13 protein-coding genes are annotated in these 20,156 nt (G+C 51.1%); 3 read left to right on the top strand and 10 right to left on the bottom strand.

The window, feature by feature from the left end; genetic code table 11:
- Window positions 1-27: 27 nt before the first annotated feature.
- The 6 genes from ACYVIY_RS27030 to ACYVIY_RS27005 all read right to left on the bottom strand — a co-directional run bounded on the left by ACYVIY_RS27030 (window position 28) and on the right by ACYVIY_RS27005 (window position 7,823).
- Window positions 28-696 (bottom strand): sugar transferase, encoded by a 669-nt coding sequence (locus ACYVIY_RS27030; RefSeq protein ID WP_460979719.1) that lies wholly within the window; start codon window positions 694-696, stop codon window positions 28-30.
- A gap of 60 nt (window positions 697-756) precedes the next feature.
- On the bottom strand, window positions 757-3,087 hold the full coding sequence (locus ACYVIY_RS27025; protein WP_460979718.1) for a GumC family protein: 2,331 nt from the start codon (window positions 3,085-3,087) through the stop codon (window positions 757-759).
- A gap of 11 nt (window positions 3,088-3,098) precedes the next feature.
- Window positions 3,099-3,905 carry a polysaccharide biosynthesis/export family protein gene (locus ACYVIY_RS27020; RefSeq protein WP_460979717.1) on the bottom strand — a complete coding sequence of 269 codons (807 nt, stop codon included), beginning with the start codon at window positions 3,903-3,905 and terminating at the stop codon, window positions 3,099-3,101.
- A gap of 18 nt (window positions 3,906-3,923) precedes the next feature.
- Entirely contained in the window at window positions 3,924-5,864 is a 1,941-nt protein-coding gene (locus ACYVIY_RS27015) for a YjbH domain-containing protein (protein ID WP_460979716.1), read from the bottom strand.
- Window positions 5,865-5,997: 133 nt separating this feature from the next.
- Complete coding sequence (locus ACYVIY_RS27010) at window positions 5,998-6,705, bottom strand: hypothetical protein (protein WP_460979715.1); 708 nt, start codon at window positions 6,703-6,705, stop codon at window positions 5,998-6,000.
- Between the two features lie 44 nt (window positions 6,706-6,749).
- A complete protein-coding gene (locus tag ACYVIY_RS27005) occupies window positions 6,750-7,823 on the bottom strand; it encodes a hypothetical protein (protein ID WP_460979714.1) in 1,074 nt (357 codons plus the stop codon).
- A gap of 1,090 nt (window positions 7,824-8,913) precedes the next feature.
- Between ACYVIY_RS27005 and ACYVIY_RS27000 the strand changes: the two genes are divergently transcribed.
- From ACYVIY_RS27000 to ACYVIY_RS26990, 3 genes are all read left to right on the top strand, one after another.
- The gene (locus ACYVIY_RS27000; RefSeq protein WP_460979713.1) at window positions 8,914-12,015 is read left to right on the top strand and encodes an amidohydrolase family protein; all 3,102 of its coding nucleotides are present in this window, start codon (window positions 8,914-8,916) and stop codon (window positions 12,013-12,015) included.
- Between the two features lie 79 nt (window positions 12,016-12,094).
- Window positions 12,095-13,396, top strand: coding sequence for an amidohydrolase family protein (locus tag ACYVIY_RS26995; RefSeq protein WP_460979712.1), 1,302 nt, complete (start codon window positions 12,095-12,097; stop codon window positions 13,394-13,396).
- 153 nt (window positions 13,397-13,549) lie between these two features.
- A complete protein-coding gene (locus ACYVIY_RS26990) occupies window positions 13,550-14,128 on the top strand; it encodes a TetR/AcrR family transcriptional regulator (protein WP_460979711.1) in 579 nt (192 codons plus the stop codon).
- A gap of 36 nt (window positions 14,129-14,164) precedes the next feature.
- On the opposite strand, the gene ACYVIY_RS26985 is transcribed toward ACYVIY_RS26990, so the two are convergent.
- The 4 genes from ACYVIY_RS26985 to ACYVIY_RS26970 all read right to left on the bottom strand — a co-directional run bounded on the left by ACYVIY_RS26985 (window position 14,165) and on the right by ACYVIY_RS26970 (window position 20,125).
- The gene (locus ACYVIY_RS26985; protein ID WP_460979709.1) at window positions 14,165-14,368 is read right to left on the bottom strand and encodes a GIY-YIG nuclease family protein; all 204 of its coding nucleotides are present in this window, start codon (window positions 14,366-14,368) and stop codon (window positions 14,165-14,167) included.
- Between the two features lie 199 nt (window positions 14,369-14,567).
- A complete protein-coding gene (locus ACYVIY_RS26980) occupies window positions 14,568-17,699 on the bottom strand; it encodes an efflux RND transporter permease subunit (RefSeq protein ID WP_460979708.1) in 3,132 nt (1,043 codons plus the stop codon).
- Window positions 17,700-17,711: 12 nt separating this feature from the next.
- Window positions 17,712-18,767, bottom strand: a complete 1,056-nt coding sequence (locus ACYVIY_RS26975; RefSeq protein ID WP_460979707.1) for an efflux RND transporter periplasmic adaptor subunit — start codon at window positions 18,765-18,767, stop codon at window positions 17,712-17,714.
- A gap of 23 nt (window positions 18,768-18,790) precedes the next feature.
- Window positions 18,791-20,125 carry a TolC family protein gene (locus tag ACYVIY_RS26970; RefSeq protein ID WP_460979706.1) on the bottom strand — a complete coding sequence of 445 codons (1,335 nt, stop codon included), beginning with the start codon at window positions 20,123-20,125 and terminating at the stop codon, window positions 18,791-18,793.
- Between the last annotated feature and the right edge of the window lie 31 nt (window positions 20,126-20,156).

Genomic DNA, 20,156 nt, shown 5'->3' with positions numbered 1-20,156 from the left:
TATTTTGCTGCCAATTGGTGCGAAAATCTACCAGGCTGTCTTATCGCCTGTGACCATCTTCAATACTGTCCAATAACAGATTTTAAGGTCTAATCCTAAAGATTGCTTCCGATTGTAAAGCCGATCGTATTTGAGCCTATGCGCCATTTTTATAACCTTATCGGTCTCACCACGGCATCCACGCACTTGAGCTAAGCCCGTTATGCCTGGCTTGGTACGGTACCGGCTTCGATATTTGGGTAACGTATTCCAATATTGATCGTCTAACTGTATTGGGTGAGGACGAGGGCCTACAATACTCATATTCCCAATGAGTACATTTAAAAATTGGGGCATTTCATCCAGATTGGTTTTACGTAAAAAGCGCCCCAATCTTGTTACTCGTATGTCTTGTTTGGTAGCCTGTTTGAACGGGGCGTTGGGATCATGCGACATCGTTCGAAACTTTAAGCAGTAAAACAAATTTCGACGGTAGCCTGTACGTATTTGCGCAAAAAACACTGGCCCTGCTGAGTCGAGCTTAATCAATATGCCTAATAAAGGTATTAACCATGACAAGACAAGAACAATAACTAATAAGGAGAAGCATATATCGAATACTCGCTTTCCTGCATGTTGATACGTGAATTCACTTTGCCGGGTCCGTGGCTCAGCGTACACGTACAGCGTTTTGTAGTGTGAGTCAAGACTAAGCATAAAAGCTAAGTTATGTTAAGTGTATTAGGTTGAAAATAAAACAGTTATCGGTGCTTTATACTAAGCTCCTTTGTTCAGACGCCTGTTTTTATCAGACCCGTCGTAATAGTCGCCGTAGCCGTAGTTATAATAATAGGATTCCCCTTCACCTACGCCGTTCAGGATGATGCTCAGCTTCTGGAAGCGATGTTCCTTATACAACACATCGACCATTTTTATCGAATTCTTGGGAGTATGGTCATGGCGTACTAGGAACATGGTTGCATCGGCAAAAGGGGCAATCAATTGGGAGTCAGTCACTAATCCAACCGGTGGTGAATCGACCAGTACGTAGTCAAAACGGGCTTTTAGCTCATCGAACAGTTGCGCCAGTCGGGGAGAGCTTAACAGTTCTGATGGGTTTGGGGGCAGTGGCCCAGCCGTGATGATGTAATAATTCTCGTAGCCAAGAATTGGACGCAGCAACTCGTCAATCGTTGCCTCACCGATCAGGTAATTGCTCAACCCCGCCCGGTTCTCCATGTGCAGGCTCTTGTGCAACTTAGGCTTGCGCATGTCCATTTCCAGGATGACCGTTGTCCGGTCGACGAGTGCGAGGCTAGCGCCCAAGTTCAACGAAATAAACGATTTGCCTTCGCCACTAATGCTGGAGGTGAACAACAATACCTGACTTTTTTCCGGGTCAGAGCGCAGGAACTGAAGGTTTGTACGTAACGCCCGGATCTGCTCACCAATCACGGATTGCATGCGGGGTTTGAACACCAGATTGTCGGCCGATACCTGTTTGCTTTTTACAATCTCGCCTAAGATAGGCACCTGCGTAGCCTCTTCTACGTCTGACCGACGTAAAATGCGGTTATTCAGGGCATCTTTAGCGGTTATAAGCCCAATGGGAAAGAATATGCCAGCCGCTGCAAACAAGGCGAAAATCATCAGTTTCACCGGTTTTACAGGCTTGCTGCTCGTTCGGGCAACGTCAACCGTGCGGCTATCCGAAACCGTAGAAGCGGCCGACAGGGCTGTCTCCTCCCGCTTTTGGAGCAGGTACGTATAGAGTCCGTTCTTAATGACTTGCTGGCGGGTAATGTTCAACAGCGCCCGTTCCTTACCTGGCACGGTGCGGATCATTCCTTCAATACGCTGGTTATTGGCCAGTAATTGGTTGCGGCTGCTGGTCAACTGCTGCCGCATCGTTTGAATGTTTTCGCTGATGCTGGCCTTCATGGTCTTCAACTGGCTGTTCAGCGACTGAAGCAGCGGGTTATTCGGCGACATGGTGCGCGACACTTCTTCGCGCTTCATTTCCAGTTCAGCGGCTTTTGTTAGCAAGCCCGTCAGGATCGGATCACTGAACCCCAGCGTAGCGGGCGCTACGCCTTTTTCACCCGATTGATTCTGCACGTACCGCGCCACGTCTTCCAGCGCACTAAGCCGGATGTTGACCTCGTTCAACTGCGTGTCGTTTTCTTTTACGGTCGACAGAAAGGTCTGCGCCTGCACACCCAGGTCAGTAATACCCTGCGTTGATTTATACAGTTCAACCTGTTTTTCTACGCTCGATAGCTCACCCGAAATCAGGCCCAGCCGATCTTCAATGAAGCTTAACGTATTGCTGGCTTCCTTATTCTTGTCGACAATAGCTTCTTTGTTGTATTCCTGAATAAGCTGGTTCAGAATAGCTTCACCTTTATCCGGTACCGCTTCTTCCAGATTCATCACCAGCACGGTCGATTGCTTTGCCGTTGGTTCAACCTTTAGCTTAGTTAAATAATCCTCAACCGTACCCGCATGGTCTGACACTGCCACAACAACGGGTTCCATCTTAGCATTGAGTGGCTTCCGGGCGAATATGCGCAGTTGGCCATAGGGTGTTTGGATGCTTTGGTTGACCGGATATGTTTGCCCGTTCAGGCTTACCGTTTTGTAATCCACAAAGCTAAATTCTAGTTCTGTTTCATATACGTCTGGACTTGGCTTTTCAACGAGCAACCGAATCGGTGATTCCGCGTAGATCTCTTTCTTTACTGTGCTGGTCGGATGATAATAGTGTACATCCAGGCCCAGGCTGTTCACGACGCGGTCCATCAGGGTAAAGGACTTCAGGATTTCCATCTCGTTCTCCACCACCTTGCTGGAACTGAACAGATCCATTTCCTTCATGAGGCTTTCTCCGGTTATGCCTTTTTTCTCATCCTTGATCAGTAGACTGGCCTTTACGTTGTATACCGGCGATTGATAGAGTAAATACACATACGCTGCCCCGGCCGCTACTAGCAAGGAGAGCACGAACCAGGGCCAGTTGCGCACGTACCGCATCAGCATGGCGCGCAGGTTTAGCTGCGGTTCAACTTCGTAAGCCTGATAGGGGGTATATGGGTTATTTGTAACCATGTTCGTGGGTGTTAAAGGCGAGTAACAATAATGGCGATAACGGATAGAGCACTCAACATAATGGGTAAGACCTGGTACGTTCGGTCGGCATTGGCCACACGGGCTTTGCCGGGCTCCACGTACACAATATCGTTGGGGCGTAAGTAGTAGTAGGGGGATTTGAACAGATCGCGTTTGGTCAGGTCAATGCGGTTAAAGGTCCGCTGGCCGTTTTCTTCACGAATGATCAGCACGTTGTCCCGACGCCCGTAGATGGTAATGTCACCGGCCAGCCCCAAGGCTGCTGGTAACGTAATCTGCTCATTCGGAATCGAGAACAGCGAGGGACGGGCTACTTCGCCGGAGACCGAAATCTGGAAATTCAGGTTGCGGACGTTCACCGTGGGCTCTTTCAGGTAATCAAGCAGCTTTTGCCGGATCTGGGCCGCAGCCTTTGTGTTGGTCAACCCCTGAACGGTTTGTTTACCCACAAGCGGCAGTTCAATCTGCCCCTCCTCGTTAACCAGATAGCCGGGGGTATACGGGATAGGCGTTGTTGGGGTAGGGGTTTGCGCCGACCCACCTCGTTCGGCCATCGAAATCGTGGCGTACGGATTGAAAAACATGGTAGCTTCCGGGCTGAGGCTGCTGACCTGCACGGAGAGCACATCCCCGGCTTTAATGGTCGGAATGTAGCGGGGAGCGACCGCCATCGAATCTTTACCGGCACCGTCGCCCTGATATAAGACCAGCTCTTTGCTGGAAATGCAGCTCGACAGGCACGTACACAACCCCACGAACCAAAGCCCCGCCTGCTTACGCATTGTTCCTACTGTCATACTGGTTGCTAGTTAAACTCAACGATATTGATTCTGTAAATAACTGCTATGGTACTGGCGAAGGAGCGCATCCAGTTGATTGCCCGTCCGATACCGGGTGCCAATTCGATACCCCCGGCTGTAATTGTATTCCCAGCGAAACTCTTCCGTACTACGTACCCGGAACCGTTGCGTCTGTACGATACGGCCGGGCGCGATCGGAATGGCAAAGTTGAAACCACCCGTTCCGCCATTATTTGTTTTCAGGGCGTAAAAGCCAACCTCTACGTTCCCCAACTGCCGGATAAGGTCTAGCCGTACCCCGCGGTCCTGGTACATGTACTGACCACCCGACAGCTTTACCGTAATATCCCGCAGAGGAATACGATACGCTATGTCGGCCAGTAGCAGAAGCTGATCCGGTGCTTCATAATAAAGACCGTTGGCCGAGAAGAAGTAGAAGCCGGTCAAACCCGTTTCTACACCAAACGACCAGTTTTTGGTCAGGTCCGCGTGGCGATACTGAGCGTTCAGCCCATACTGATCATTGTAAAACAGACCCGCCGACACACTCATAAAATTGGCCCCGTCCAACGCCAGAAACTGGTTCAGAAAAGTAGGCGCGGGCCGTACGTTCATCTCCTGGCTATCCAGTTTATTTACGATCGGCAGCAGCACCCCCCAGTTCAGCACCAACCCCCGGCTTAAGAACAACTGGCTTTGTAGCAAGAGATTAACCTTACTTTCCACTGGGCTTTCCCGAAAGCCAAATTGCGCAATAAAGTCGGGCTGTAACCGAAAATCAAATTTGTACGCCCGGCTGTTGAACGGATGGGTTTTGGCCCATGCTCTCCGATCCGCTTTCGATAGCAGACTGGTGTTGAGCGTAGATGACAAGTGGTAACGAGCAATAGGAATACCCTGGTAGAGCGGCATAAACTCGTTGATGCCCTCCGCCGAAACGGATTCTGCCAGATTTCGCAGCCCGACCATTGGATTGCGATACAGCCGCTGCTCGTAGGAGACGCTGTGTTGGGCACTGTCTACCGACAGATTCTCAAAGTCCAGCAAGACATCCCGCTTCTGTGCGATCGTTTCAGGCTCCTGCGCCGACGTTCTGAGTCGGTTAGCCGGTTTAAGCGACCGAAGCAAGAGCACGGCATACGACGTACCGAAGGTGATCTGATCAGCGTTCAGCAGGCCAGCCTGAACGGTCCAGTGCTTAAGCAGCAGGGCGTAAGCGCCTACGTTCAGATGCTGCGAATCCCACTCAACCACCAGCCCGCCTTTTTTAGCAACATTGAGGTTGACACCGCCAAACGGACCACTTAAGTAGTGATAAGGACGATCCCGTTTATCACGTAGGGTATATCCGGAGAAAATATCTGAATTCTCTTCGTTCTTAACCCCTGCCCGATAAATGGAATAGGGGCTTCCTATACCTGCCGTAATCCCCGCCGTTATGGCCTTACTCAGCGCAACATGCTTGGTAGCAACCAGCGCATACGTAACGAGTGAGTTGTCAATACCGAATGGAGCCGACAGAATGACGGCCACGGATGGTCGCTTCGCCTTCTCCGTGAGTAGAGCATACTTCAGATCAATCTGCCGGTCACCTATTCCCTTGGCGCTAAATTGTATTGGACCGTTTGGGTTTAATAGATTGATATTGACCTCAAATCTTGGTAGGATCGATAAATTGACAAACGCAATACTTTCCGAGTTATGAGTTGTAACTAAAGGATTGGCTGCTGGATTGAACCGGAACGCGTAATTGACTGGATTATAATTATACCCAATTGAGAACGTACCATCTTGCTGCACCTCCGCCGACGGTATATACATCAGCCCCGGCTTACCGGAGATGTTCATCTGCGCCCATAACTGTGACGGCGAACCTACACAGACAGCAAGCAGGAGGACCAGAAAAATTTTTTCTGCGGTCCTGTTTAGTCGGGCTTTTTCGAACGGTAGATGCATATACGTCAAGTCGTCCTGTATGTTATAGTCTATAGGACTGATTAAAAAGAGGTATTTCGGCAAATCAGGTCGCGGGTGGCTCAGCCCCGTTCGTGAACGGGGCTGAGTTATCCCAGGAAGTACGTAGTCCCGATTAGTTGAACTTGTAGCGGAGCGATAGCCCAGCTTCAACCCCATTAAGGCTAACCTTCTCGGTCGTGCTGGCCGCTTCGGTACGTACCGCCTGATTGTAGCTGCCAAGATGGTAGCGCACATCCAGACCTACGTAGAGTTTCTTGACCAGTTGTTTTTCGGCCCCGACAAAGATCTGCACCCCGTAATTGTTACCCGCCTGCGTTTCGTTTAGTGAACCGGTGTTGTTCACTACCTGCCGATCGAACTTATTATTGATAAAATAACGGGCCACACTTATTCCCACGTAAGGCGTCAGGAACGGCGTTTTCTCTTCGCTGGACGCTTGACTGCCAAGCGTATATTTCAGGTCGAGCGATACGGGAATGATCGACAGCGTCAGCTTTTCGGAGCGGTTGATCCCGGCAATGCTCAGGTCGCTGGAAGCCGATTGATTCCAGTAACCAACCCGACCACCAATTGACAGGCCTTTGGTAAGTCCTACTTCAATGGCTGCTGTCGGCATAACGCTACCGCCTAGTTTAGCCCCTTTACCGGCGTTGTAGTCGACAAGGATAGACTGGTTGTTCCAATAATCGAGTGAAGGCTGCCAATAGCTGGCACCAACGCTGATGCTTTTCAGATTTACCTGAGCCTGCGTAACAGTGGGAGCGACAAATAAGCCGGTGGCCAGTGTAGCGAATGATAGGAAAAGAGATCTGGTAGTCATTATATCGGCTGAATGAGGTTATGGTCTTGACAAAACTGCTGGTACTACTGGTCCGCTCCCTGGCGGCCACCGCCTTGGTTGTGGCAACTGGCTACCGCCGTGTTCCGGGCGGCTGTCAACTGCGCCACGGCTGCATTAAAGTTGTTGGTGATTGCAGCTAAGTCAGCATCACGAGCTGCCTGAGCGTTGGCCAGTTTTGCTGTTCCCGTTGCATCGCAGGCCGCCGTTTCGGCCGCTTGCAATGTGCTATATACGCCAACTGCCTCAGCATAAGCCGCTAGTTGAAGTATTCTCAGTAGAGAATAAGATTCTTCTCCGAGCACCGACCGCCCAGCTTCAAGGTTCGCCAGCGCACTGTTCAGAGTCTGCTGCGCGCTAGCCCGCATCGGATCATATTTAGCCGGAAGACCAGCCTTGCAGGGCGCGGCTTCTGCGGCAACTCCAGCAGTATTCTGCGTGTAGGCGCTGTTAATGGTACCTGCCTGGCTTGTTCTTGCAGCCTCTAAGTTCTGTGTAGCAGTCGTATAGGCAGCATTAGCGGCAGCTTTGCAAGCGTCGTCATCCATCGTCGAATAAGCGACAGGCGTTACAGGTACAACCGTGTTCCCCGATTTCGCGGGTAAACGACCACCGACGGGCTTACCATTAACAGTCGGTAACGTGAAGGTGGGTAGATACGCCTTCAGGGCTGGGTTGCTGGTAATCGCTTTCACCTCAGTCTGTAAACTAGCGGGCAAAGCCCCGGTTGTAGCCAGGTTGGTCAGCACGGTTGGCGTAAAGCTGGCGGCAAGTTGAGCTGCTTTTTCGGGAGACACCGCTTTGCTGACATCGGCGGCAGCCTGCTGAACGGCGGCTGGTACCTGACCTGTTGCGCTCAGATCAGCCAGACCGGACGTAACGGCTGCGGCTGCGGTAGATGAGGTTACAGAAGCCGCAGTAACGGAAACGGCGGCTGGTGCTGTAGGTTTCACTTCCGGCAGCTTCACATCCTCGAGACCTTTAAAGGTGTAGGTAAAGGGTGTGAGCGATTCAACATCCTTCGTTTTGCAATTGTAAAGAGTAGCGCCTAGCATCAGTCCTGAAGCAATCAGCCTTAAGTTTGGTTTTGCAGCTTTCATGTAGCGTTTTTTATAAGGTTGTGTGATATGAATAAGGGTTAGTTAATGAATTGAGCGTTGGTTAGACATAGAGAGAAGGATTAAAAAGGGCTTATACAGAAAATTGAACATAGTCTAGTATGATTATAAGTTTACTGCAAAAGCCATAGGTTTTACCACTCCATAGAGCTTGAATACCCATGTTTCCCAGTCATGTGCTAACAATGGCTTAACAGTAGTCTGTATTCAGGGAGCAGAGAGGTTACCTCATACTCTTTACTTGACACAGAGGTCTACAGGCGACTCATACAGATGGCTTAACTCCAGTTAAAATTTTAAAAAAATATTTCCCAATAAATCCAGATGACAAGAGCCACCGTATGTATTGAAAATAGAAGCGATCATCTCCATAGACCCAAAATTTTGGGTGAGGGGATCTTATGTCCTTGCGTTGACCGAAAAGGAGTCAATTGCATGGCAGTTGGCGTGTTAAAGATCATAATTATAGCTGATCAAGCTTGGGTGAAAGAATTTCTTAGCTGGGCAAACATACTGAAAAAACTATGTAATTATAAAGTTGACGCTTATCAGTTCACTTTTATTTACCTTATAAATGAAACGGTATCTTAACTTCAAATAAAATAATCTTTTTGTAACTATAATAATTAATACGAAACAAAGGAATGTTAATATAAATAAATGTTTGTAGCTGCGTAAAATTTTGTAATATGATGGGGTAACCATAGGTTACAACTATTATTTTAATCTAATTTTAATGTATATTAAAATCTGTATTATAAAAATAGTTCAATAAATAATTGGAATAATTAATTATATTGTGAGTATATATGCGGTTACAAAGTGTGAATCTACTCAAATGAGACTCTTCGTATTTAGTAATTTTTGTCAAAATCTATGTCTATTGACTAGACAATTTTAAGCTTAGTTATTCATCTAACTAGGCCATGTTAGCTCCTGCGCGATTTATAATTGGCTTGTCCAAAATCACCTCGTTTTATAGTTTCAACAAAATAAACGTTTGTTTTTTCTGAGGAAGGGATAGGGGTTGGCTATTTTTGCCGTTTCAGCCAAATCTCAATTTACCTACTTCATGACAAAACATCTCCTGACGACACTCTGTGCCGTTGGTCTGACGTATGGGGCAGTGGCCCAGACGACCTTCCCGCGTAATGGCGTGTATGACGATCGACCGGGGCTATATGCCTTTACGAATGCGACTATCGTCGTTGACCCGCAGACTACCCTGCAAAACGCTACCTTATTAATCCGGAATGGGCGGGTGGAGGCTGTTGGTACTACTGTCAACCTGCCAGCCGGGGCCGTGGTCGCTGATCTCAAAGGAAAGCGCATCTATCCAGCCTTTATCGACATCGACTCGGATTACGGGATGCCGGAAGTAAAAGCCGAGCGCCGGGCGTTTACGGCTCCTCCCCAGTACGAATCAAACAAGAAAGGCGCATACTACTGGAACCAGGCAATTCAGCCCGAAAACGATGCCAGTGTTTTATTCAAGGCCGATGCTAAAAAAGCCGATGAGCTTCGTAAGCTGGGTTTCGGCGCGGTACTGGCGCATCCGCACGACGGTATCGTTCGGGGTACGGGCACACTCGTGACCCTCGCCGATGATCGGGAAAATACCTTGGTGCTGAAACCCAACGCTACGGCGCACTATTCGTTCAGCAAGGGAAGTTCGGGACAGACGTACCCCAACTCGCTGATGGGCTCAGTTGCCTTGCTGCGTCAGACGATGTATGATGCCGACTGGTATAAACGGGCGGGGGCCAAAGAACAGGCGAATATGTCGCTGGATGCGTTCAACCGCATTCGGTCGTTGCCCGCTGTTTTTGAGGCTTCGGATAAGCTCAGTGTGCTGCGGGCCGACAAGATTGGGGATGAGTTTGGCATTCAATACGTGATTCGGGGCGGGGGAGATGAGTACCAGCGGCTGGATGAAATCAAAGCAACGGGCGCGTCGCTCATTGTACCGGTTAATTTTCCACAGGCCTATGATGTCGAAGATGCCTGGGATGCCGACAACGTATCGCTGGCGGAGATGAAGCACTGGGAACTGGCTCCGACCAATGCGGGGCGGCTCGCGAACGCGAATGTCTCCTTCGCCTTAACGTCGGCGGGTCTGAAATCGAAAGCCGATTTCTGGGCTAACCTGCGCAAAGCCATCGAGAACGGTTTGTCCGAACAAAAGGCGCTGGAGGCCCTGACCACGGTGCCCGCCCGCCTGATCAACGCCGACGATCAGGTCGGTACGTTGCAGAAGGGGCGGATCGCTAACTTCATCATTACTTCAGGGAATGTGTTCAGTGCCGACAATGTGATCTACGAAAACTGGATTCGCGGGAAGCAGTATATCGTAAATAAGAAAGACGCTGCGGACCTGCGCGGGAGCTGGACGCTCGCAGTAGTCAGTCCGGATGGCCGCAACCCCAACAATCTGAAACTGAACATTACGGGGAAAACGCCGGTGAAGCTCGAGTACCAGATTCTGATCGATACCACCAAAGTTACCCCAAAGGTGGCCGTTAGCGGTGATCTGATCTCTATCCAGGCGCAGCTCGACAAAAAAACGAGGGCTGGCGACCCGGCCGGAACCACACGTTTGACGGGTTATCAGACGTCACCAACCCGCTTTGTCGGTGATGGAGAAACGCCTGATGGCAAAGTCGTTACGTGGTCGGCTACCCGCACAGGGGATGCGTCCCCGTCAACTACGGCTACGTCGGGCACTGCAACCGCGGGCCGATCGACAACGGCTACGTCGCTAACGGCCCAATCGGCCCTGCTGTATCCATTTGTTGGGATGGGGAACGTGCGCAAACCGCAGGCGCAGACTTTGCTGATCCGCAACGCAACCGTCTGGACGAACGAAAAAGACGGAATCATGCCGGGCGTTGACGTACTGGTGCAGAACGGTAAAATCGCGCAGGTCGGTAAAGGCCTGACCGCTCCCGCCAGTGCCAGCGTAATCGACGGGACGGGTAAGCACCTGACCAACGGCATCATCGATGAGCACTCGCATATCGCCCTGTTATCGATCAACGAAGGCGGGCAGTCGAGTTCGGCTGAGGTACGTATGGCCGATGTTATTAATTCGGAAGACGTAAATATCTACCGACAACTGGCGGGTGGGGTAACGGCCTCACAGTTGCTTCACGGCTCGGCAAATGCCATTGGTGGTCAGTCGGCGATCGTGAAGTTAAAGTGGGGGGACGCCCCGGATGCGATGCTCATTAAGGGCGCGGATGGCTTTATTAAATTTGCCTTAGGGGAGAACGTAAAGCAGGCCAATTACCCGAATCCGAACGTATTGACGCGCTTCCCGCAGTCTCGGATGGGGGTAGAGCAGGTATATATGGACCACTTTACGCGGGCTCGGGAATACGCCAAAGCCTGGGCGGCTTACAACAAGCTGAGTACGAAAGAAAAGGCGGCTGCTGTGGCACCCCGCCGGGACATTGAACTGGACGCCCTGGCCGAAATTCTGGCGAACAAGCGGTTTATTACGTGCCACTCGTACGTACAGTCGGAGATCAACATGCTTCTGAAAGTGGCCGATTCGCTGGGGTTCAAAGTCAATACGTTCACCCACATCCTGGAAGGGTATAAACTGGCCGACAAGATGGCCAAGCACGGCGCCGGTGGCTCGTCGTTCGCTGACTGGTGGGCGTATAAAATGGAAGTGAAAGACGCGATTCCGTACAACGCAGCGCTGATGCACCGGCAGGGCGTAACCGTATCGATCAACTCGGATGATGCCGAAATGGCTCGTCGTCTCAATCAGGAAGCGGCTAAAACCGTCGAGTACGGGGGCATGACCGAAGAAGATGCCTGGAAGATGGTTACGCTCAACCCGGCTAAGCTGCTGCACTTAGACAATCGGTTGGGTAGTATCCGGGTCGGTAAAGATGCTGATCTGGTGCTTTGGAATGCGAATCCGCTCGCCATTTACGCCCGGCCAGAGTACACCATCATCGACGGAACCGTTTATTTCAGCCTGAAAGACGAAGAACTCAAACGCGATGCTATGCAGGCTGAACGGGCCCGGCTGATTCAGAAGATGCTGGCGGCTAAAGCGGGTGGGTCAGCCACGCAGCGGGCTAGTTTTAAACGGGCTCGTATGTTCCACTGCGAAGACATTGAAGGCGTTGTCGCCGAAGGAGAAGAAACCAGTCATTGATGGGGCATTCATTCCTGTCATTAATTGACGCAAGAATAGAAAACGACAATTGACGCCAGCGAGCTAACTACTAATTCAGATGAAGAAACTCTTTATTTCGATACTTACCCTGGCCTCGCTTACGAGCTTCGGTCAGAATCCCGCGCCGGCCAAACCGCAGACGCGGCCGATTGCCCTGCTGAACGGAACCATCCATATTGGCAATGGCCAAGTGATTCCGAACGGTGTCATCATCTTCGAAAACGGCATCATCTCGACCGTTGCCGACGCGACCACGATTCGGCTGGCGATGGATCAGATGGACGTAATCAACGTAGCGGGAAAGCACATCTATCCCGGCCTGATTTCACCCGCATCGACGGTTGGTCTACAGGAGTTTGCATCCGTCCGGGCAACGGTCGACAAACAGGAAACCGGCATTCTGAACCCAAACGTACGGACGTTGATTGCCTATAATACTGATTCCGAGATTATTCCGACGATACGTAACAACGGCGTATTGCTAACGCAGGCTATGCCGCAGGGCGGGACCGTGTCGGGCAGTTCGAGCGTCATGATGGCCGATGGCTGGAATTGGGAAGATGCCGTGCTGAAAAAGGACGATGGCATCTGGCTGAACTGGCCTACCTACTTCGCCCGGGAGTTCGACATCGCCGATTTCACAACTGTCGTCAGGAAAAACGAGAAACGGAACGAAGTTATTAGCGCCTTGCAGGCCACGTTTGCTGATGCCAAAGCGTATGCCGCCCTGCCCAGTCCGGAGGTTATGAACCTCAAGCTCGAGTCTATGCGAGGCTTATTTTCGGGTAAGCAAAACCTGTACGTCCGGGCCGATTACGGCAAAGACATTATCGAAGCCGTTACGTTCGCCCGGTCGGCGGGTGTGCAAAAAGTCGTTATCGTTGGCGGAGAAGAGGCCAATCGGGTGGTTACATTCCTGAAAGATAATAACGTACCAGTCATTCTGAGCGCCCTGCATCGGCTGCCGAATCGTGAAGATGAAGACGTTGACCTGCCGTACCGGCTGCCGGGAATCCTGCACAAGGCGGGTGTTCTGGTGAGCCTGAGTTATGCCGATGAGTGGTGGCGGACACGTAACCTGCCGTTTCTGGCAGGAACAGCCGTTGGCTTTGGTGTAACTGACCGGGAAGAAGCCCTGAAAATGATTACGTCGAATACCGCTAAAATTCTGGGTGTCGACAACGTAGTGGGAACGCTTGAACGGGGCAAACAGGCGACCCTGTTTGTATCGGCCGGTGATGCGCTGGATATGCGGACCAATGTCATTGAGCGGGTGTTTATTCAGGGCCGAACCGTAAATCTGGACGACCGGCACAAGCGGCTCTACAATACGTACAAAGAAAAGTACCAGCAGAAATAAGTGCATAAACCTTCTCTATCCTCGTAGGGGACAGCAGGCGTAAGCTAAACCTGAAACAAAACGGGCACTGCGTGATTTATTGCGTTGTGCCCGTTTTGCATTAGGCAGCATAGACTAAATCAAGTACTCATTCCTTACTACAGGCGAAAACCTGTGCCGCCACAGTTGATAAAAGAACGGATTATAGCGGAAGCCCGACAGTTATTCAGTCAATTTGGCGTGAAAACCGTCAGGCTCGATGATATTGCGCAGCAATTGGGCATTTCCAAAAAAACGCTGTATCAGCATTTTGCCGATAAGGAAGAATTGGTTCGGCTCATGCTGGAAGATCAGTTGAACGAAAACCTGTCTGAAGCTACGGTTATTCACAATCAGGCGGCCAATGCTGTTGTGGGGGCTTTGCAGATCTGGGACCGGCTGATTCGGTACAGCCAAACCGTGAACCCCAATCTGCTACGGGACATCGAACGGCATTATCCGACAGTATGGAATTTCTTTCAGGAGTTCCGGACCCAGTACATCGACACAATTCTTAAGGCAAATCTTCGGGAGGGCATTCAGCAGGGGCTTTACCGGGCCGATTTAAACGAACCCATCCTGGCCTGGCTGTGGGCTGAGCAAAGCCAATGGGACGTACCGGGAGCACCCTATAAAGAAGCCCTCAAACACCAATTTGTTCGAGGGCTTCTGACCCAAAAAGGACTAGCCTTGTATGAAACGCTAATTCACTAATTTCAGGATTTGATTTCTTCATTCAAGAATCGCTATTCAGGATTGAATGAGGAAATCAAGGCTTCTTTCTTTACCCGACTCCATTTTTTTTGGTTCTTTTTCGCGATCGATGGCATTCTGAACATAGCGGTGATGCTCCCAGTAAATTAAGTTATAACAGTAATACTGTCCAGCAAACTTATCAGCTTGGCCTCTGGACTGATAGTGCTCGTCTAATCGACGTAATAAATCATTCGTCATACCAATATAGAGTACACTCTTCTCGGGATTTGTTGTGATGTATATGTAAAACGAATAGGTCGACATTACGAGAGCTATATCTATTTTTTGTCATCCCGACCAAAGGAGGGATCTTCTGTAGCTAGTATGACTATTGCTATTAGAGAAGATCCCTCCTTTGGTCGGGATGACAAAAAGATGACAAAAAACAGATGAAACTTTAACTGATTGCTTTCGCGACTTCGAGTTCCTGCGGTTTCTTCGGCGTTACCTTCTTCCGGGTGAAGCGGGCGATGAGCCGGTCAACGACGAGGTACATCGACGGTACCACCAACAAGGTCAGAACCATCGACGAAGTCAGGCCACCGATAATCACCCAAGCCATACCGTTTTTGGTTTCAGCACCGGCACCGCTGGCTAACGCGATCGGCAGCATCCCCAAAATCATGGCCAATGTGGTCATCAGAATTGGGCGGAGCCGCTCCTTACCGGCTTCGATCAGCGCGTCGATTACGTCATGCCCTTCGGCTTTCAACTGGTTGGCAAAGTCAACGATCAGAATCGCGTTCTTGGCTACCAGACCGAGCAGCATGATCATCCCCACAATCGAGAACACCGTCAGGCTTTCCATCGTCAGCGCCAGGGCCAGCAAGGCACCAATCAGGGCGACCGGAATCGAGAACAAGACCACAAAGGGATACACAACGCTTTCGTAGAGCGCCACCATGATGAAGTACACCAGCAGGATGGCAATCAGTAACGCGAGTCCCAGGCTACCGAACGCATCGGACTGCTGCTGCAACTGGCCCAGGTACTGAATCGAAACGCCTTCAGGCAGTTTTACCTGCGCCATCTTCGCCTGAATGTCGGCACCTACCGTACCCACAGGGCGACCAACCACCTGCGAGTTGATAGTAATGGACGACAGCCGGTCAATACGTTCCAGCACACTTTCACCGATCTGCTCCTGTACCTTGGCAAACTGCGACAGCTCAAACGTTTGCCCTTTGTTGTTCATGAACGTAAGGCGGCTGATATCCGTCGGCTGCATCCGGTCGAATTGATCCAGACTCACCAGAATGTCGTACTCGTTACCGCCCTGCTTGAACTTCGACTGGTCGTTACCCCGGAAGGCGTTTTGCAGAGCCATACCGACTTCGGCCGCGTTGATACCCAACTGGGCCATCTTTTCCCGGTCGAGGTTAACCGTCACTTCGGGTTTCGGATCTTTCACCGAATACTTCACATCCTGCGTGCCGGGCACGGAGAGCGTTACTTGTTTCACCTGCTCAGCGGCTTTCCGGATGTCGGTCAGGTTCGTACCTTTTACCGCGATCATGATCGGTGCCTGCGAGGCACCTACGATACCGACCGGACTAACCGTTACTTTTACGCCCGGAATCTGACCGACTTCTTCTTTGAGCATCTGACCAAAGGCTTCTGTCGAAAGCGCGCGCTGTTTTTTATCAACCAGCTTCACGTTCACGTCAGCGAGGTTACTGTTGGACGCCGTCGCCAGTCCGTTGCTGCTGTAGCCCACGTTCGTGAATACGTTGGTCACTTCGGGATGCTTCATGATGATCTGCTCGGCCCGTTGCGCCACGGCGTTGGTCTGGTAGATCGAAGCCGTGGGAGCCAGCTCAATCTGCACGCTCATTTCACCCTGATCACTTTGTGGCATAAACGCTGCCCCGATGAACCCGGATGGTACGAGCGAGATGCTACCCACCATCAAGGCGATGACCGCCAGGAATATCCACCGTTTGTGACCCAATACCCAGGCCAGAATACGGCCGTAAGAAGCGGTCAGACGGTCGAGTAAACGCTCGAAACCCAGGTTCAGGCTACCCCACAGCGACTTGGGATTCAGGACTTCCACCTTTCCGAAACGCGACGCCAGCAACGGAGTCAGAGTAAACGACACGAGTAAGCTCATCAGGGTTGAGAACACAACCACCAGCGCAAACTCCCGCAGAATGTTACCAATCAGACCGCCAGTCATGGCCAGCGGTACGAATACCACTACGTCGACCAGTGTGATCGCGAGTGCCGTAAAGCCGATCTCGCTCCGACCGTCCAGGGCGGCTGACCGCTTGTCTTTGCCCATCTCCAGGTGTCGGTTGATGTTTTCGAGGACCACAATCGAGTCATCGACCAGAATACCAACCACCAGCGAAAGGGCCATCAGCGTCATCAGGTTCAGCGAAAAGCCCATCAGGTACATCAAGGCAAACGTCGGAATCATCGACGAAGGCAAGGCGACTAGTACGAACAAGGCGGACCGGAAGCTGTGCAGGAACAACAGCATCACCAGCGATACGATCACCACGGCGAGTCCCATATCTTCAACCACCGCGTGGGCCGAAGCCAGCGTGTACACGGACTGGTCAGAGGCAATATTGAATTTCAGGCCTACATTGCTGAACTGCTTTTCCAACTGGGTAATCTTGGTCTGGGCAAGCTGGCTAACCGACACCGCGTTTGCGTCCGACTGCTTCTGAATCTGCAAACCAATCGACGGTTGGGCGTTGATGTGGTTAATAGCCGTCGGCTTCGTGCTGGCGTCAACCACTTCTGCTACGTCTTTGAGCAGCACTTGGCTGCCATCGGTCCGTTGGGCAATAATCAGATCCCGCAGGCGCTTTACCGTTTGCACCGACGCATCGAACCGGATCGAGTACTGAGCCTCACGCGTTTCCAGCTGACCAGCCGGGTAGCTGGCGTTGGCTGCGTTGATGGCTTGCGACACCTGGCCGATCGTTACGCCATAGCCCCGCAGTTTTTCGGGGTTTACGTTTACCTGGATTTCCCGCTCGTTCCCACCAATGATGTTCACCTGACCAACCCCCGACACGTTCGATAGCTGGGGTTTGATGTTGTTATCGATCAGGTCGTAGAGGGCGGTTGGCGATAGGTTGGCCGTAACCCCCATCCGTAATACAGGAATTTCGTCGGTCGAGAACTTATTCAGAATGGGCCGATCGGCACCGTCGGGCAAGAGGTTGATGATCTGCTCAATCTTGCGTTGAGCATCCTGCTGCGCCAGCGTTGTGTTCACCCCATTCTTCAGCTGAATGATTACGCTCGATACGCCTTCCTGCGAGGTTGAGGTCATCCGGTCGAGACCTTCCAGCGCCGAAATCGCGTCTTCGATACGTTTCGTTACGTTGGTTTCTACCTCGTCGGCCGAAGCGCCCCGGTACGTGGTCATGACGCTGATCACGTTGGCTTCGAACTTCGGCAACAGGTTGTAGGACAATTGCTGATAACTCAACGCGCCGAACAAAATCAGAACGGTGAAGATCGTGGTGATCAGCAGGGGCCGTTTAACCGCTATTTCAGATACTGACATGATTTCTTAAGCTTATTTTGTGATTTGCACTGGCTTGCCATCGCTCAGGTTCAACTGACCAGTGGTTACGACCTGGTCACCTGCCGACAAACCGTCGAGCACTTCAATCGAATCGCCAAAGTCCCGGCCTACTTTAATCGTGCGCCGACTGGCTACGTTCCCGTTGATGACGTATACGTACGGGTTCTTGATGCTTTCGACCAGCGCAGCCCGTGGAATCTGTAAGGCTTTCTGGTTCGACTTCTGCGAGAAATCGACGTTAACGAACGTACCGGCTTTCAGACCGTTGGCATTGTCGACCGTGATCTCAACCGGATAATTATGCTCTTCACTGCCTTGCGGAGCGATGTAAGTAATACGTCCGTTGAACGTCCGGCCTGGAAACACGTCGGCGGTTACTTTCACCGACTGGCCTTCGCGTAGCTGATACACGTCGCTTTCGTTGACCGGCACCTGCACTTTCAGGCGGGCAACATCCAGCACGCGGCCCAACACTTTACCCACCGTAATGTATTCGCCGGGCTCGATGTCTTTCTGTACGATCCGGCCACCAATGGGCGCTTTCACGTTTGCATCGGCGATCTGCTTTCTGATCTGATCGGCCTGATTCAGCGCGTTTTCGTAGTTGTATTTGGTTTCGTTCACCTGAAGCTCTGTCGTTGCGTTACCCGCCAGCAGGGTGTTGTACCGTGTTACGTCTTTCTTGAGCTTGTCGATCGTCAGTTGAGTCGATTCCAGCGACAGTTCCTTCAGCCGGTTGTCTAGTTGCACCAACGTAGCACCCGGCCGTACGGTCGAGCCCAGGTTGAAGTTTACCGACGCTACCTTACCGGCCGTGGTGGCGATAATATCTGCTTCCTTGAAGGGAATCAGGTTGCCGGTTTTAACGAGCTGCTGGCTCACCGTACCCTCCGAAACCTGGGCAACGGTTACCGGTATAGCCACGTTTGCTTTAACGACCGGTTTCTTCTGCTCATCAATTTTTTTCTTGTTAGACGACAATCGGAAGCCAATCAGAGACGTGATGGCTAGTATGGCTGCGACGACGATTAGCGTTGTCTTTTTCATGATCTAGTATGCGGTTGTATTGATCAAAGTTGGTTGTAGAACGTAAGAAGTTGCCCCTGCGATTGTTCGAGATCAAGGCGGGCCTGGTACAGATTAATCAGGGAGTTGATGTAATTTGTTCGGGCTTCGCGGTAGGAGTTATCCGCGTTGATCAGGTCGGTCAGCAGCTTCGTTCCCTGTTTGTATTGTAGGGTAGTGATGTTATACACTTCCTGCGCCAGCTTGACGTTACGTTCGTCGTTTTGCAGACTGGTCTGCGCCCGCTGAATCTGCGACTGAGCGCTGTTGAACTGAAGTCGGTAGGCCGACACATTCAGCTTCTGCTGCTCTTGTTGGGTGAGCACCGTGAGTCGTTGCTGCTTAATCTGAGCGTCGCGCTGGAAGCCGTCGAAAATCGGAATATTCAACCGCAGACTAAAGCTGCCAAAACCGGTGAAGTTGCTGAATGAGTTCCGGAATTCATTGGCCAGAACCAGTGAACCGTAGTTAGCAGCTAAGTTAAGCGTCGGCATATAACCCGCCTTTACCCGCTGTAATTGCAAATTCTGAAGCTCCAAATTCGTCTCAGCCTGCTGGAATGAAACCAAATTTTTAGCATCGAACGAATTTTGCTCAAGCACGGGCAACTGCGTCAATAAAGTCGAGTCAGACAACACAAGATTCTGATCCTGAGGCATGCCCATCTGGTACTTCAACCGGTTCAGGGCCAGATTCAGATCATTTTCGGCCAGCGCCAGCTGCGACTGCGTACTGTTGTAACTCACCTCCGTTCGGGTGTAATCAACGGGCTGTATAACACCATTATCGCGCTGAAGCTTCAGGATGTTCAGCACCTGTTGCGTACGTTCGATGTTGTCACGTAGTAGCGCGATCTGCTGTTGAGCCACAAAAACCTGATAGTAATTGCTGGCTATGCTGTAGATAATGTCTTCGCGGGTCTGACGGGTATTTAACTCCGCAAGCTGCTGATTTGGTTTGGCCGCTTTTAATCCCAGTAACAACGACTTATCATATATAGCCTGCGTAACCTGTGCATTTACATTGGTCTGGTACTTTGAACCTAATGCGAGTCGGACAGGTTCGGGACCGGCGAAACCAGCGGGTAGCAGGGTAGTTTGCAACTTTATATTGTCGGTGAACGTACCCGTAGCCGATACCTGCGGAAGGTACAAGCCTAACGCCTGACGCGCCTGCTGATTCGCCGTTTCTGCCTGGTTCTGCGCAATTCGGATCGAGCCAAAATTCTTGAGACCATAATCAATGCAGTCCTTTAACCGAAAAGCAGACGGGGCCTGAGCCCAGCCAGCCAACGGTACGGTCAGCGCAAAAAATAAGCCTAGTGCAATTTTACGTTTCATAAATACAAAAGTTGATGTGTCAACTGTAGAC

It is taken from the genome of Spirosoma knui, assembly GCF_054780635.1.
Note: the sequence above shows the minus strand (reverse complement) of the source record. Positions and strands in the feature narration are given on the sequence as shown.